Annotated in this window: 10 protein-coding genes; 6 read left to right on the forward strand and 4 right to left on the reverse strand. The window is 70.4% G+C overall.

Going from position 1 to position 14,746, the window contains the following annotated elements:
* Window positions 1-71: 71 nt before the first annotated feature.
* The 3 genes from OG828_RS10605 to OG828_RS10615 all read right to left on the reverse strand — a co-directional run bounded on the left by OG828_RS10605 (window position 72) and on the right by OG828_RS10615 (window position 5,673).
* Window positions 72-2,543 (reverse strand): SpoIIE family protein phosphatase, encoded by a 2,472-nt coding sequence (locus tag OG828_RS10605; RefSeq protein WP_328500953.1) that lies wholly within the window; start codon window positions 2,541-2,543, stop codon window positions 72-74.
* 144 nt (window positions 2,544-2,687) lie between these two features.
* Window positions 2,688-5,078 (reverse strand): MFS transporter, encoded by a 2,391-nt coding sequence (locus OG828_RS10610; protein WP_328500954.1) that lies wholly within the window; start codon window positions 5,076-5,078, stop codon window positions 2,688-2,690.
* 151 nt (window positions 5,079-5,229) lie between these two features.
* Window positions 5,230-5,673, reverse strand: coding sequence for an SRPBCC family protein (locus tag OG828_RS10615; protein WP_210572083.1), 444 nt, complete (start codon window positions 5,671-5,673; stop codon window positions 5,230-5,232).
* A gap of 169 nt (window positions 5,674-5,842) precedes the next feature.
* Here OG828_RS10615 and OG828_RS10620 point away from each other — a divergent pair, with 169 nt between their 5' ends.
* The 3 genes from OG828_RS10620 to OG828_RS10630 all read left to right on the forward strand — a co-directional run bounded on the left by OG828_RS10620 (window position 5,843) and on the right by OG828_RS10630 (window position 9,257).
* The gene (locus tag OG828_RS10620) at window positions 5,843-6,880 is read left to right on the forward strand and encodes an Rv2578c family radical SAM protein (RefSeq protein WP_328353052.1); all 1,038 of its coding nucleotides are present in this window, start codon (window positions 5,843-5,845) and stop codon (window positions 6,878-6,880) included.
* A gap of 136 nt (window positions 6,881-7,016) precedes the next feature.
* Window positions 7,017-8,585: an alpha/beta hydrolase gene (locus OG828_RS10625; protein WP_328500955.1), complete on the forward strand. Its 1,569-nt coding sequence runs from the start codon at window positions 7,017-7,019 to the stop codon at window positions 8,583-8,585.
* 171 nt (window positions 8,586-8,756) lie between these two features.
* The gene (locus tag OG828_RS10630; protein WP_328504837.1) at window positions 8,757-9,257 is read left to right on the forward strand and encodes a GNAT family N-acetyltransferase; all 501 of its coding nucleotides are present in this window, start codon (window positions 8,757-8,759) and stop codon (window positions 9,255-9,257) included.
* 4 nt (window positions 9,258-9,261) lie between these two features.
* On the opposite strand, the gene OG828_RS10635 is transcribed toward OG828_RS10630, so the two are convergent.
* Window positions 9,262-9,837 (reverse strand): adenylosuccinate lyase, encoded by a 576-nt coding sequence (locus OG828_RS10635; protein ID WP_328500956.1) that lies wholly within the window; start codon window positions 9,835-9,837, stop codon window positions 9,262-9,264.
* Between the two features lie 371 nt (window positions 9,838-10,208).
* On the opposite strand from OG828_RS10635, the gene OG828_RS10640 reads away from it, so the two are divergent.
* From OG828_RS10640 to ccrA, 3 genes are all read left to right on the forward strand, one after another.
* The gene (locus tag OG828_RS10640; RefSeq protein WP_328500957.1) at window positions 10,209-12,014 is read left to right on the forward strand and encodes a 3-hydroxyacyl-CoA dehydrogenase family protein; all 1,806 of its coding nucleotides are present in this window, start codon (window positions 10,209-10,211) and stop codon (window positions 12,012-12,014) included.
* A gap of 160 nt (window positions 12,015-12,174) precedes the next feature.
* Complete coding sequence (locus tag OG828_RS10645) at window positions 12,175-12,987, forward strand: TetR family transcriptional regulator (protein WP_328437654.1); 813 nt, start codon at window positions 12,175-12,177, stop codon at window positions 12,985-12,987.
* 415 nt (window positions 12,988-13,402) lie between these two features.
* On the forward strand, window positions 13,403-14,740 hold the full coding sequence (ccrA, locus tag OG828_RS10650; RefSeq protein WP_328371714.1) for a crotonyl-CoA carboxylase/reductase: 1,338 nt from the start codon (window positions 13,403-13,405) through the stop codon (window positions 14,738-14,740).
* Window positions 14,741-14,746 lie beyond the last annotated feature (6 nt).

Raw genomic sequence — 14,746 nt, forward strand, 5'->3', positions numbered from 1 at the left:
CCCGTGCGCCCCTAGCGCCCCAAAGGGGCGCGGGGAACTGCGCGACCAGCCCCCACCGACCCGCAGGCGAATTACCGCGCCCCCCGCGGAGCGCGCGGCAGCGTCAGTTCGAACCAGACCGTCTTGCCGGCCTTCGTCCGACTCGTGCCCCACTCCCGCGCGAGCGTGCTGACCACCCGCAGACCACGCCCGAACTCGTCGCCGGGGCCCGTGCTCAGCAGGGTCGGCAGTTCGTGGTCGTCGTCGTCCACCTCGCACAGCAGCGTGTCCCCGCGCACCAGCCGCAGCTCGATCGGACGGCTGTGGGAGTGCCGTACGGCATTGGTGATCAGCTCACTGACCATCAGCGCCGCGCCGTCGGCGAGCTTGGCGAGCCCCCAGTCGTGGAGCTGTTCGCGGACCGCGGCACGCGCCCGGCCGACCTCGAGCGGATCGAGGGGGAGCCGCCATTCGGCGACGTCGTCGGGCTCGATGCCGTTCAGGCGGGCCATCAGCAGGGCCACGTCGTCCTTGCGGCCACCGCGGGTGTTGAGGGCGCGGATGATGGTGTCGCAGGCGTCGTCCATGGAGGCGGCCGGGTGGGCGGCCGACTCGCACAGGGTCGCCAGTCCCACGCCGATGTCCTCGCCGCGCACCTCGACCAGGCCGTCGGTGCACATCACCAGCCGGTCGCCGGGCTCCACGCGCACGCGTACCGCCTCGAAGGGCACCCCGCCGACGCCGATCGGCGCACCGGTCGGCAGGTCGAGCAGTTCGCTGTGCCCGTCCTCGGCGCGGACCAGCACCGGCGGGATGTGGCCCGCGTTGGCGATGTGCAGTTCGCTCGCGATCGGGTCGTAGACGGCGTACAGACAGGTGGCGAGGTAGGTGTCGCCGAGCCGCTGGGCGAGGTCGTCGAGGTTGCGCAGCAGCTGCGCGGGCGGCAGGTCGAGCGCGGCCATGGTCTGGACGGCCGTACGCAACTGGCCCATCATCGCGGCCGAGTTGAGGCCGTGGCCCATGACGTCGCCGACGACGAGCGCGGTGCGGGCACCGGGCAGTTTCACGGAGTCGAACCAGTCGCCGCCGACCCGGCCGAGCAGGGTGCCCGGCAGATAGCGGGTGGCGATGTCGCAGCCCGCCATGCGCGGCGGGATGTGCGGCAGCATGCTGTCCTGGAGGGTCTCTGCGACGCTCTCCTGGTACGTGTACATGCGCGCGTTGTCGAGCACGAGGCCCGCGCGGGCGGCGAGTTCGGCGCCGGTGACCCGGTCCATGTCGTTGAACTCGACGCGCTCGGGGTGGCGCAGCAGGATCATGAAGCCGAGGACCACATTGCGCGCCTTCAGCGGCACGACCAGCATGGAGCGGCCCGTGATCAGCGGCCGGATGTCGCGCTTCTCGAACTGCGAGGCGATGGCGTGCCCCATCTGCTCGCTGATGCGCGGCACGAGGACGGGCTCACCGGTGGTCATGCACTGGAAGAACGGCGTGTGCGCCGGGAACGGCATGGCCTCGCCGACCGGCACGACATCGTCCCAGCGGCCGGGTTCGTCGGTGTGTTCGAGGGCGACCCGGTGCCACATGGTCGTCGTGTCGGGCACGCCGTCCGGGAACCCCTCGCCTGCGACGACCTGTTCCCGCAGATAGGTGCCGGCGACGTCGGTGAAGCGGGGGACGACGGCCCGGCTGACCTCGACGATGGTCTTCGCCAGGTCGAGCGAGGTGCCGATGCAGCCGCTGACCTCGTTGAGGAACTCCAGCCGCTCGCGTACGGCGGTGTACTCGAGGTCCTCGCTCTCGTCGGCGAACTCCCGCGGCACCGGCAGACCTTCGGCCCGCGCCCGTGCCGCCCGCTCGCGACGCGCCTTGCGCTCGGCCCGCCGGGGCACTCCCCAGTCGGGGGTGACGGGCACCCGGTCGTTCTGGCTGAACTCCAGGACGGGGTAGCCCAGTTCGAGGATCTGCGCGACGATCCGGGCGCCCTCGCCGACGCTCATGCTCGGCAGGATCTCGGGGAGGCGGCGGGCGAGTTCCTCGGCGCCGGGGAAGTCGGTGTGCAGGGCGAAGCCGGGGGCGATCCGCTCGAAGACCGCGTCCTCGTCGTCGTGGCGCAATCCCGCCGCGTCGGCCGCCAGCACCAGCAGCTTCTCCCGTCCCGGGCCCACCAGCGGGTACGCCCACCACAGGACGTCCGCCCGCTCGTCCGCGGCCACCGCGAGGCGGGCGCGGCCCGCGGCGGGGTAGGACAGCCGCCCGCCGAGGGAGGATTCGAGATCGGGTCCGAGTCCGTCGTAGGCCGCCGCGTAGATCCCGTACAGGGTGACGTCGTCCTCCTCGGGGAGGGCGCCGGAGACGGGGAGCAGGTCGAGGGCGGGACGGCCGATCGCGTCCTCCTTGGCGGCGCCGAACAGCCGCCGTGCGCCGGTGCTCCAGTGCGACACCAGACCGTCGCGGTCCACGACGACCACGGCCAGGGGGATACGTCCGACAGCGGCGGACTCCGCCGCGCCGTCCTCAGCTCCGCGGCTGGGAGGTACGTCCCTCTCGGTGCCACGGTCCATGTCCCCGGCCCTCTCTCCCCACGGCTCCGCAAGATCTGTGCCGCCGTCACCACGGTACGGCGGTGACCGCTCACGATGTGCCGCAATACGGGAATTGACGCAACCGGAGCGCCCCGGCGCACGGGCCCGCGCCCGTCGGGCGTTTCAGTCCTCGTGCCCCAGCTGGAGGTCACGCTCCGTCCGTCCCCCGCCCGCCACTTGGAGCACGGTGGCCACGGGCGGATACCCGGCGGCGATGACGGTGTACTCGCCGCTCGCCAGGTCCACGAACCGGAACGTTCCGTCGGCTCCGGTCGTCAGCGTGTCCACGACGTTGCCCGCCGCGTCGAGCAGCGTCACGCGCGCGTCGTCGACGGGACGCCCGCCGCTCGCGCGCACGGTGCCGCGCAGCACGGCACCGCCGGCGAGTTCGATGTCCTGGCGGGTCTCGCGGGCGGCCTGGACGGTGACGGGCAGCGCGGTGGGCCGGAAGGCGGGCGCGCTGGCGGCGAGGGTGTACTCCCCGGCGACCAGTTCGCCGATGACGTAGCCACCCTCGCGTCCGCTGCGGGTGCTGGCGACCACCTCGCCGTGCACGTTGGTCAGCGTGACGGTGGCTTCCCGCACCGGCGTGCCGTCGGCGGTGAGCACGCTCCCGGCGAGCCGTCCGGCGCCGCCGAGGACGACGTCCAGGTCGACGGGGCGTTCGCCGACGGTCACGGAGACGGCCTGCGGCTGATGCCCGCCCGCCGCCGCGATCAGGACGTACGACCCCGGCCCGGGCGTGGACAGCGCGTACCGCCCGTCCTCACCGCTCGCGCCCCGCCCGATCTGCTGTCCGGTGACATCGATGAGCGTGAGCGCCGCGCGCGGGACGACGGTCCCGTCGGGATGCTGCACCGTGCCGCAGACGGGGATTCCGGCGGCGTACGGGGAACGGGCCTGCGGGACGGTGGCGTGCACGTACGGGGGCTCCGTCTCGGTGGCGGGTGCGTTGTGGGACACCAGGGGTTTCTCCTTGAGAAAGAGGGCGATGAGCAGGCCCAGCACGAGCACCGGCACCAGATAGACGAAGATCCGCGGCATGGCGTCGGCGTAGGCCCGGATGTACGCGTCGCGCAGCTCCGGTGGCAGCGCGTGAACGAGCTGCGGAGTGATCGACTCGGGGTCGGGCAGCCCGGCTCCCGCATGTGCGGGGAGGCGGTCGGCCAGGGCGTCGGTGAGCCGGTCGGCGAAGAGGGTGCCGAAGACGGCGGCGCCGACGCTGCCGCCGATCTGCCGGAAGTAGTTGTGGGCGCTGGTGGCGGTGCCGAGGTCGGCAGGGCGCACGGAGTTCTGCACGGCGAGGATCAGGACGGGCATCACCATGCCGATGCCGGCTCCGAGGACCGCCATCCAGATGCTGTAGTGCAGTCGGGGTGTGTCGATGTCGAGCCCGGACAGCAGCCACATGCCGACGACGGAGAGGGCGCTGCCTAGGACCGGGTGGATCTTGTAGCGGCCGGTGTGGCTGATGAGTTGTCCGGAGACGATCGAGGCGATGACGATGCCGCCCATCATGGGCAGCATCAGCAGCCCGGACTCGGTGGCGCTCGCCCCGTCGACCATCTGCAGGAAGGTCGGCAGATAACTGGCGGCGCCGAACAGCGCGACACCGATCACGAGGCCTACCAGACCGGTGATGTTGAAGACGGAGTCCTTGAACAGCCGCAGCGGGATGAGGGGTTCGGGCGCGAAGTGCTCGGCGACCAGGAAGAGCAGGGAGGCGACCGCGGCGCCCGCACCCAGGCCGAGGACGACGCGGGAGTCCCAGGCGTACTCGGTGCCGCCCCAACTGGTCAGCAGCACAAGGCAGGTGGAGGCGGCGGCGAGCAGCAGCGAGCCGAGGATGTCGAGCCGGGGCTTGGCCTGGGGCTTCGGCAGCTTCAGTACGACGGCGACGACGGCGAGCGTGACCAGTCCGAAGGGCACGTTGATGTAGAAGCACCAGCGCCAGGAGAGATGGTCGGTGAAGTAGCCGCCCAGCAGCGGCCCGGCGACGGAGGCGAGGCCGAACGCGGCGCCGATCAGGCCCATGAAGCGGCCGCGCTGCCGGGGCGGCACGATGTCGGCGATGATCGCCTGGACGCCGATCATGAGCCCGCCCGCGCCTACTCCCTGGACGCCGCGGCAGGCGATCAGCTGGTCCATGGTCTGGGCCCGGCCCGCGAGCGCGGAGCCGACGACGAAGACGACGATCGCGAACTGGAAGACGCTCTTGCGGCCGAGCAGGTCGCCGAGCTTGCCGTAGATCGGCAGTCCGACGGTCGAGGTGAGCAGATAGGCGGTGATCGCCCAGGACATCCTGTCCAGGCCGTGCAGCTCACCGACGATCTTCGGGAGCGCGGTGGCGACGATCATCTGCTCCAGGGCGGCCAGCAGCAGAGCCAGCAGCAGAGCGAGGAAGACCAACCGCACCCGGCGGGGGCTGAGTTCGACCGGCTGGGGCGGTGGCGGTGCGGGGGTTCGCGGGGGTGCCAGTGCCGGTTCGTCCCGCACCGGAGTCGTCCCGCCCACGTGCCGCTCCCCTCGTCGCGCTGCCGCACAATTCCCGCGTAAAAGCGACAACTACGAGCAAGCGCGACGAGTTACGGCATCATGCCGGTCGGCCAGGAGTTCCACTCGAACCGGTGAGACGTCAACGGCCTTTGCAGGCCCGCGCCTTGAGCTACTTCTCGACCTCTGCGGCGAGCTTGGCGAGCACCGCGTCGTAGATCCGGCCGAGGCCCTTGGGCGCGAAGGTCTTCTCGAAGAAGCCGCCGATACCGCCGGCGCCCTTCCAGGTGGTGTGCACGACGACCCGGGAGTTGCCCTCGCCGGCCGGGGTGACCCGCCAGGTGGTGACCATCGTGGAGTTGCGGTCCTTCTCGACGAGCTCGCCGTCGGTGGGCTCGCTGACCTCCAGGAGGCAGTCGCGCACCCGCTTGCTGGTGGCCTGGAGCTTCCAGTGCACGAGGGTGCCCTCGCCGTCGCCGCCCTCGCGCACCTCGTACTCGCTGAAGTGCTCGGGCAGCAGCTTCGCGCGGGTGCCGCTGTAGTCGGCGAGGGCGTCGAACACCTTCTCCGCGTCCGCCGCGACGACCCGCTCCGTAGTGGCCTCGACCTGCGCCATTGACTTCCTCCAGGACCTGGTTTTTCGGGGGCGGGGGCAAGCCAACCACCCCGCTCCCCGGCGGCCCAAATCGGGGTGGCCCCGGGCGTCCGAAGCGATCAGAAACTGCCCTTGCCCGATAATTCGAACACGTGTTTCAATCGGGACGCACCGCTACCGAGGAGGCGTCATGCGCTGGGAGAACCTCACAGTGAAGTCCGGCGGCAGCCAGACCGATGCCGCGCTGTTCGGCGCGGACTCTGTGGTCACCCGCACCTTCGACACGCCCGAGTTCCGCGGGATCACCTTCCACGAGGTGCGGGCCCGCTCGATCATCAACCGGGTGCCGGGGGTCTCCCGCATGTCCTTCGACTGGACGGTCAACCCCTATCGGGGCTGCACGCACGCGTGCGTGTACTGCTTCGCCCGCAAGACGCACACCTATCTCGACCTCGACACCGGGATCGACTTCGACTCCCAGATCGTGGTCAAGGTGAACGCCCCGGAGCTGCTGCGCCGTCAGCTCGGCTCACGCCGCTGGCAGGGCGAACACATCGCGATGGGCACGAACGTCGACTGCTATCAGCGTGCTGAGGGACGGTACGGCCTGATGCCGGGCATCCTCACCGCCCTGCGCGACCACGCGAACCCCTTCTCGATCCTGACCAAGGGCACGCTGATCCTGCGCGACCTCGAACTGCTCAAGCAGGCGTCCCGGGTGACGGACGTCGGTATCTCCGTCTCGGTCGGCTTCACCGACCCCGAGCTGTGGCGCACCGTCGAGCCGGGCACGCCCGCACCGGAGCGCCGGCTGGACGTCGTACGGACCCTGGGCGAGCACGGCATCGGGTGCGGGGTCCTGATGGCGCCGGTGCTTCCGTTCCTGAGCGACCATCCGGACCGGCTCCGGGCGACCGTGCGGGCGATCGCGGCCGCCGGGGCCACCTCGGTCACGCCGCTGGTGCTGCATCTGCGCCCCGGCGCACGCGAGTGGTTCATGGCCTGGCTGGGCCAACACCACCCTTATCTGGTGCGTCGTTACGAGCGGCTGTACGCGGCCGGCGCCTATGCGCCGAAGTGGTACCAGCGCCGGATCACCCGTCAGGTCCATGAACTGGCCCAGGAGTACGGCATCGGCCCCGCGGACGGGGGCATGCCGCGACGGGTCCGGGAACCTGACCCCGTAGGACCGGACTTGTCCGAACCGACCCAACTTTCGCTGATTTAGGAGCGTTCTGGCGCATCTCGCGACCCGATTGGGTCAAGTCTTGCCAGAACATGCTCTTCCGGGGGCGCTTTCCGGGACGATGCGGCGTGGACCGTGACCCTCGCGGTCCGAAACCCCTCCGTCCTGGGAGGACTCCATGAGAAAACGCGCAGCCGTGCTGTGCGGCGCCGCCGTGCTGGCCGGGACCGTCACGGCCGTCCCCGCCGACGCGAGCGCCCCGCAGGCCACGGACACCGCACTCGCCGCGAAACTCACCTGGAAGAAGTGCGGCACCACCGACTATCCGACGCTCCAGTGCGCGTCCCTCAAGGTGCCGCTCGACCATGCGAAGCCGCACGGGCGGCAGATCACCCTCGCCCTGTCCCGCGTCCCGCACACCGCGAAGAAGTACCAGGGCCCGCTCCTTGTCAACCCCGGCGGCCCCGGCGGCAGCGGTCTGACACTCGCCGGATTCGTCGCCTCCACACTGCCCAAGACGGTCGCCGCCCAGTACGACGTCATAGGCTTCGACCCGCGCGGGGTGGGCGCGAGCAAGCCCGCCCTCGACTGCTCGCCCGGCTACTTCAACCCGGTGCGACCGGACTCCGTACCCAGCACACCGGCGATCGAGAAGGCCAACCTCGTCCGCGCCAAGTCCTTCGCCAAGGCCTGCGGCCAGAAGTACGCGGATGTGCTGCCGTACATCAACACGGTCAGCGCCGTGCGGGACATGGACGCGATCCGGAAGGCCCTGGGCGCGAAGAAGATCAACTACTTCGGCTACTCGTACGGCACCTATCTGGGCGCGGTCTACGGCAAGCTCTACCCGGAGCGCGTACGGCGTCTGGTCCTGGACTCGATCGTCGACCCCACGGGCGTCTGGTACGAGAACAACCTCGACCAGGACTACGCCTTCAACGACCGTCACCGCGCCTTCATGGCGTGGGTCGCCAAGTACGACTCGACGTACAAGCTCGGCACCGACCCGGCCAGGATCGAGGCCAAGTGGTACGCGATGCGGGCGGCGCTGGCCAAGAAGCCGGCCGGCGGGAAGGTGGGCGCCTCCGAGCTGGAGGACACCTTCCTCCCGGGCGGCTACTACAACGGCTACTGGCCCTACCTCGCCGAGGCGTTCGCGGCCTATGTGAACGACAAGAACGCAGACCCGCTGGTCGAGGCGTACGAGAACTTCGCGGCCATCGACCCCGCGGGGGACAACGGCTACAGCATCTACGCGTCGGTGGAGTGCCGGGACGCGGAGTGGCCGCGTGACTGGAGCCAGTGGCGCAAGGACAACTGGGCGGTGCACGCGAAGGCGCCATTCATGACCTGGAGCAACGCCTGGTACAACGCGCCGTGCGCGTTCTGGCCGACGGACTCGCTGGACCCCGTGGACGTCAGCAACGGCAAGCTGCCGCCGGCGCTGCTGTTCCAGGCGACCGACGACGCGGCCACTCCGTACGAAGGCGGCGTGACCGTCAACCGGTTGCTGCGCGGCTCCAGCCTGGTGGTCGAGCAGGGCGGCGGAAACCACGGCATCTCGCTGAGCGGCAACGCCTGTCTGGACAAGCATCTGGCGGCGTATCTGACCGACGGCACGGTGCCGCGCGGTGGCGGTGAGGCCGACGCGGTGTGCGCCGCGCTGCCCGATCCGGAGCCGCTGAGCTCGGAGTCGACCGCGTCCCGCGGCGCGACACTCCACGGCATGCTCGGCTTCCGCGGCTGAGCGGACCGTCGGGGGCGGGCGTTGTCAGACCCATGGTCCACCATGGACCCATGACCGAGCTGACCAGGACCCCCGCCCCCGACGGAGTCGCCCCCGCCAGGGCGCCATATTCCTGCTGGAGATCGAGGCGTTCGCGGTGATACCCGCGTGACCGACGTGCGGATTCGGGAGATGACACCCGCCGACTGCGACCGCGTGGCGGAGATCCGCGTCCGCGGCTGGCAGACCGCGTACCGGGGACTGCTGCCCCAGTCGTACCTCGACGGCCTGAGTGTGGAGCAGGACGCCGAGCGCCGTCGCACGTTCTTCGCACAGAGCGACGGCAGCGTGGTCGACCTGGTTGCCGAGCAGAGGGGCGAGATCACCGGCTGGGCCTGCCACGGCCCGTACCGCGACGGCGAAGTCCGCACCGAGGACGCCGAGTTGTACGCGATCTACGTGGACTCCGGATCTTTCGGCAACGGCATCGGGCAGGCTCTGCTCCGGGAGTCGGTGCGGCGATGCACAGCCGCCGGGCACCGGCGCATGCTCCTCTGGGTCCTCGAGGGCAACGTCCGCGCCCGGCGGTTCTACGAGCGGGCGGGATTTCGTGTCGACGGCGCCGAGGAGCCCTTCGAGGTGGACGGTGTCGCGGTTCCCGAAGTGCGGTATGTGAAGGGGCTTGCGGGCTGACGGCTCACCCCTCCTCGGGGATCCGGGCCAGTGCGCGTACCGCTGCCTCCGCGAGGGCGGGATGGGCGAGGGCTTCTTTGAGGACGGGTCTTGCGCGGGGGTCGCCGAGGGTGCCGAGGCCGTCCACGCAGGCGAGGGCGACTTTGCGGTAGGGGTCGTGGGGGCGGAGGCGGCGTTCCAGCGTGGTGATGAGGGCGGGGACGGATTCGGGGGCGCCGAGGTCGGTGAGGAGGCGTACCGGGTGGAGGGCGTAGGCGACGCGGAGTTCGTTGGTGGCGAGGGCGGCTGCCGCCCGGGCGGTGCGGGGGTCGCCGAGGCGGGCCAGGGCGTGGGCGGCGGAGGCGCAGCGCTGCGGGTCGCGGTGGTTGAGGAAGAGGACGAGAGCCTCGAAGGCACGGCGGTCACCGGCAAGACCCAGCCGGAAGGCGGCCAACTCCCTGGCCCACAGCGGCTGTCCGGGCGCGGTGAGCACATCGGCCAGTTCGTCGTGGTCGCCGGTCGCCACAAGGTGCTCGAACGCCGCCGATGCCGCCGACTCCTGCCGTAAGCGCTCCGTGACTGATCGCAACTCTTCGTCCATGAGGCCGAGCGTAGACGCGCCGCCGTCGCGTCGGGACCTACATCACAAACTCGGGGGCTGGCGGGCTCGTTACCCGCGGGTTAAGCTCAGACGAGCGAGTTACCCACTCGCGGAATTGCTTATGACGGCCTGGTGACGCAGCCGTCGTGAGTGCTGGTCGGTTCGGTACATCGCGTACCTCAGCAGGACCCGGCTCCGGGACAGGGCCGGTCGATCCGCCGCTCCCGGGCGTGTGCACGCCCGCGGTGCCGGCACCGGGCGTGTGCGCTCCGCAGCCCGGCCACACCCGCACTCCTCAACCGGCAACCGGCGTGCGCCTCTTGGCGCACCCGGTCGCGCTCCCAGTCGTCACCCTCACCTGGAGTCCCGCGATGGCCACTCCCCAGTCCGACACCCCTCTGTCCCCGCTCAAGACCATTGCCGTCGTCGGCCTCGGCACGATGGGCACCGGCATCGCCGAGGTCCTCGCCAAGGCCGGCCGCGAGGTCCTCGGCATCGACATCAGCGAGGCCGCGGCCGCCCGGTCCGTCGCCGCCCTGGAGTCCTCGACCGCCCGCGCGGTGGAGCGCGGCCGGCTGACCGAGCAGGAGCGCGCGGACATCCTCGCCCGCGTCCGCACCTCGACCGACCTGCGGTCCGCGGCCGACGCGGATCTCGTCATCGAGGTGGCTCCGGAGTCGTACGAGATCAAGCAGCAGATCTTCCGTGAGCTCGACGGGATCGTCCGGCCCGGGACGATCCTGGCGACCGGCACCAACGCCCTCTCCGTCACCCGGCTGGCCGCCGACTCGGCCCACCCGGAGCGCGTGCTGGGCCTGCACTTCTTCAACCCGGCCCCGGCGATGCGCCTGGTCGAGGTCGTCTCGTCCGTGCTGACCGCGCCCACTGCCGTCGACGCGGTCACCAACCTCGCCCTGGACCTCGGCAAGGAGCCCGTCGCGGTCGGCGACCGTCCCGGATTCGTCGCGGACGGGCTGCTGTTCGGCTATCTCAACCAGGCCGCCGCGATGTACGAGGCCAAGTACGCCTCCCGCGAGGACATCGACGCCGCGATGAAGCTCGGCTGCGGTCTGCCGATGGGCCCGCTCGCGCTGCTGGACCTGATCGGCGTGGACACGGCCCGTACGGTCCTGGAGGCCATGTACGCCGCCTCCCACGACCGCCTGCACGCCCCCGCCCCGATCCTCAGGCAGCTCAGCGAGGCGGGCCTGACCGGCCGCAAGTCGGGCCGCGGCTTCTACACCTACGAGGCTCCGGGCAGCGCGACCGTCGTGCGCGACGCGCTCACCCCGCTGACCGGAGGCCTGGACACCCCCGGCCGACCCGTCCGCTCCGTCGGTGTGGCGGGCTCCGGCACCATGGCGTCCGGGATCGCCGAGGTCTTCGCCAAGGCCGGGTACGAGGTCGTCCTCGCCGCCCGCAGCGAGGAGAAGGCGCAGGCCGCCAAGGCCCGTATCGGCAAGTCGCTTTCGCGCTCTGTCGACAAGGGCCGGATGACCGCGGAGGCCGCCGCGCAGACCCTGGACCGGATCGCCCCGGCGGGCTCGTACGACTCCTTCGCCGATGTCGATCTGGCCGTGGAGGCGGTCGCCGAGGACCTGGAGATCAAGCAGCAGCTGTTCGCGACGCTGGACAAGGTCTGCAAGCCGGGCGCGGTCCTCGCGACGACGACCTCCTCGCTGCCGGTCGTCGCCTGCGCCCGCGCGACCTCGCGCCCGCAGGACGTGATCGGCATGCACTTCTTCAACCCGGCACCGGCGATGAAGCTGGTCGAGGTGGTCCGTACGGTACTCACGGCCGAGGACGCTCACTCGACGGTTCACGAGGTCTGCGTCAAGATCAAGAAGCATGCGGTGGACTGCGGCGACCGGGCCGGCTTCATCGTCAACGCGTTGCTTTTCCCGTACCTCAACAACGCGATCAAGATGGTGCAGGAGCACTACGCGTCGCTGGACGACATCGACGCGGCGATGAAGCTCGGCGGCGGCTACCCGATGGGCCCCTTCGAGCTGCTGGACGTCGTCGGCCTCGATGTCTCGCTGGCCATCGAGAAGGTCCTGCACCGCGAGTTCCGCGACCCGGGCCTCGCTCCGGCGCCGCTCCTGGAGCACCTGGTGGCCGCGGGCTGCCTCGGCCGCAAGACGGGCCGCGGCTTCCGCGAATATGCCCGGCGCTGATCGTCCCGGCGACTGGTTCAGGGACGCCGAGGACTGGGGCGGCCTGCTCGATCCGACCGCGGTTCCCCCGCTCGTCCAGGGCGGGGGGCCGCAGGGCCGGGCGGACGGGGGCAGCCGGGGACGTGCGCATCAAGCTGCGCACATGCAGTACGTTCGGGTCATGCCCCAGCCCGCCAAGTCCTCACGTACACCAGCCACGCCGCCCGACGCGCCGGAGAGTGCCGCGGGCAGCCGTGCCGCGGCCCAGCGGCTCAAGATGCGCCGGGAACTGGCGGCCGCGGCGATGGAGCTGTTCGCGACGAAGGGGTACGAGGCGACCACCGTCGACGAGATCGCGGCCCGGGCCGGGGTCGCCCGCCGTACGTTCTTCCGGCACTTCCGCTCCAAGGAAGAGGCGATCTTCCCGGATCACGACGACACGCTGATCCGCGCCGAGGCGGTCCTCAATGCCGCGCCGGCACATGAGCACCCGCTCGACACGGTGTGCAACGGCATCAAGGAAGTCATGCGGATGTACGCGGCCCGGCCGGAGATCTCGGTCGCCCGTTACAAGCTCACGCGCGAGGTGCCCACCCTGCGGGAGGCGGAGATCGCCTCGGTGGCCCGCTACGAGCGTCTGTTCACCCGCTATCTCCTGGGCCACTTCGACGAGCACGCACACGACGACGACGCCAACGACGATCCCCTGCTGGCGGAGGTCGCCGCGTCCGCCGTCGTCACCGCCCACAACCATGTGCTGCGGCGCTGGCTGCGGGCCGGGGGCCAGGGCGACGTCGAGGCACAGCTGGACCACGCCTTCGCGATCGTACGCAGGACGTTCGGCACGGGCATCGGCGCCGGGCGCACCGCGACCCCGAAGCCCGCCGCCGCAACGGTGTCCACGCAGGGCGAGGTGCTGGTGACGGTCGCCCGCACGGACGCGCCGCTGGACGAAGTCATGCGCACCATCGAGCAGGCCCTCAAGGAGCGCTGAGCCCCTTCGCCACCGTGACGACGGCCACCCCACGGGGTGGCCGTTTTGGCATGTCAGAGCCCCTTTTCGAGCAGATTTCAGGGGCCGTTCGATCGATCATCGCTCATTTGTTACGTAAAGATTTCACCTGAGAGCAACTTCTGGCACTCAGTGCCTTGCGAGGTGACACGCGGTGTCATACGTTGAAGTTGTCCGGGCGGCCGGCGTGCAGAGACCATTCGTACGCCGGCTGTCCCCGCAAGCCCCTCCGGCCTGCGCGCCCGGACGCCTGCGTCACAGGCAACCTCCCGCGCCACAAAGCGCTGCCGAAGCACCACCGCCGAACCGACGGCACCGACCAAAACCCTCAGCAGCACCGACGTAACCCTCAGCGTCCCTCCCTCAGGACGCGTACCGCCGGAGGCAAACCGTGACCGTGAAGGACATCCTGGAAGCGATCCAGTCGCCGGACTCGACCCCGGCCGACTTCGCCGCTCTGCCGCTCCCCGAGTCGTACCGCGCGATCACCGTGCACAAGGACGAGACGGAGATGTTCGCCGGGCTCACCACCCGCGACAAGGACCCCCGCAAGTCGATCCACCTGGACGACGTCCCGGTGCCGGAACTCGGCCCGGGTGAGGCCCTGGTGGCCGTGATGGCCTCCTCGGTCAACTACAACTCGGTGTGGACCTCGATCTTCGAGCCCCTGTCGACCTTCGGGTTCCTGGAGCGCTACGGCCGGCTCAGCGAGCTCACCAAGCGCCACGACCTGCCGTACCACATCATCGGCTCCGACCTCGCGGGCGTCGTCCTGCGCACCGGCCCGGGCGTCAACGCCTGGCAGCCCGGTGACGAGGTCGTCGCGCACTGCCTGTCGGTCGAGCTGGAGTCCTCCGACGGCCACAACGACACGATGCTCGACCCCGAGCAGCGCATCTGGGGCTTCGAGACCAACTTCGGCGGGCTGGCAGAGATCGCGCTCGTCAAGTCCAACCAGCTGATGCCGAAGCCGGATCACCTCAGCTGGGAGGAGGCCGCCGCTCCCGGACTGGTCAACTCCACCGCGTACCGGCAGCTCGTCTCCCGCAACGGCGCCGGCATGAAGCAGGGCGACAACGTCCTGATCTGGGGCGCGAGCGGCGGACTCGGCTCGTACGCCACGCAGTTCGCGCTCGCGGGCGGCGCCAACCCGATCTGTGTCGTCTCCAGCGAGCAGAAGGCCGACATCTGCCGGGCCATGGGCGCCGAGGCGATCATCGACCGCACCGCCGAGGACTACAAGTTCTGGAAGGACGAGCACAACCAGGACCCGAAGGAATGGAAGCGCTTCGGCAAGCGCATCCGTGAACTCACCGGCGGCGAGGACGTCGACATCGTCTTCGAGCACCCGGGCCGTGAGACCTTCGGCGCCTCCGTGTACGTCACCCGCAAGGGCGGCACGATCGTCACCTGCGCCTCGACCTCGGGCTACAACCACGAGTACGACAACCGCTACCTGTGGATGTCCCTGAAGCGCATCATCGGCTCGCACTTCGCCAACTACCGCGAGGCCTGGGAGGCCAACCGGCTCATCGCGAAGGGCAAGATCCACCCCACGCTGTCCAAGGTGTACTCACTGGAGGACACCGGGCAGGCCGCCTACGACGTGCACCGCAACCTCCACCAGGGCAAGGTCGGTGTGCTGTGCCTGGCGCCCGAGGAGGGTCTCGGCGTGCGCGACGCGGAGAAGCGCGCGAAGCACGTCGACGCCATCAACCGCTTCCGCAACATCTGAGGTTGG

Source organism: Streptomyces sp. NBC_00457, from assembly GCF_036014015.1.
Lineage (GTDB): Bacteria > Actinomycetota > Actinomycetes > Streptomycetales > Streptomycetaceae > Streptomyces.

What these genes read in the sequence shown, in the direction of transcription:
- OG828_RS10605 (WP_328500953.1), bottom strand. Translation starts at nt 2,543, where the DNA reads ATGGACCGTGGCACCGAGAGGGACGTACCTCCCAGCCGCGGAGCTGAG.
- OG828_RS10615 (WP_210572083.1), bottom strand. Translation starts at nt 5,673, where the DNA reads ATGGCGCAGGTCGAGGCCACTACGGAGCGGGTCGTCGCGGCGGACGCG.
- OG828_RS10620 (WP_328353052.1), top strand. Translation starts at nt 5,843, where the DNA reads ATGCGCTGGGAGAACCTCACAGTGAAGTCCGGCGGCAGCCAGACCGAT.
- OG828_RS10625 (WP_328500955.1), top strand. Translation starts at nt 7,017, where the DNA reads ATGAGAAAACGCGCAGCCGTGCTGTGCGGCGCCGCCGTGCTGGCCGGG.
- OG828_RS10630 (WP_328504837.1), top strand. Translation starts at nt 8,757, where the DNA reads ATGACACCCGCCGACTGCGACCGCGTGGCGGAGATCCGCGTCCGCGGC.
- OG828_RS10635 (WP_328500956.1), bottom strand. Translation starts at nt 9,837, where the DNA reads ATGGACGAAGAGTTGCGATCAGTCACGGAGCGCTTACGGCAGGAGTCG.
- OG828_RS10640 (WP_328500957.1), top strand. Translation starts at nt 10,209, where the DNA reads ATGGCCACTCCCCAGTCCGACACCCCTCTGTCCCCGCTCAAGACCATT.
- OG828_RS10645 (WP_328437654.1), top strand. Translation starts at nt 12,175, where the DNA reads ATGCCCCAGCCCGCCAAGTCCTCACGTACACCAGCCACGCCGCCCGAC.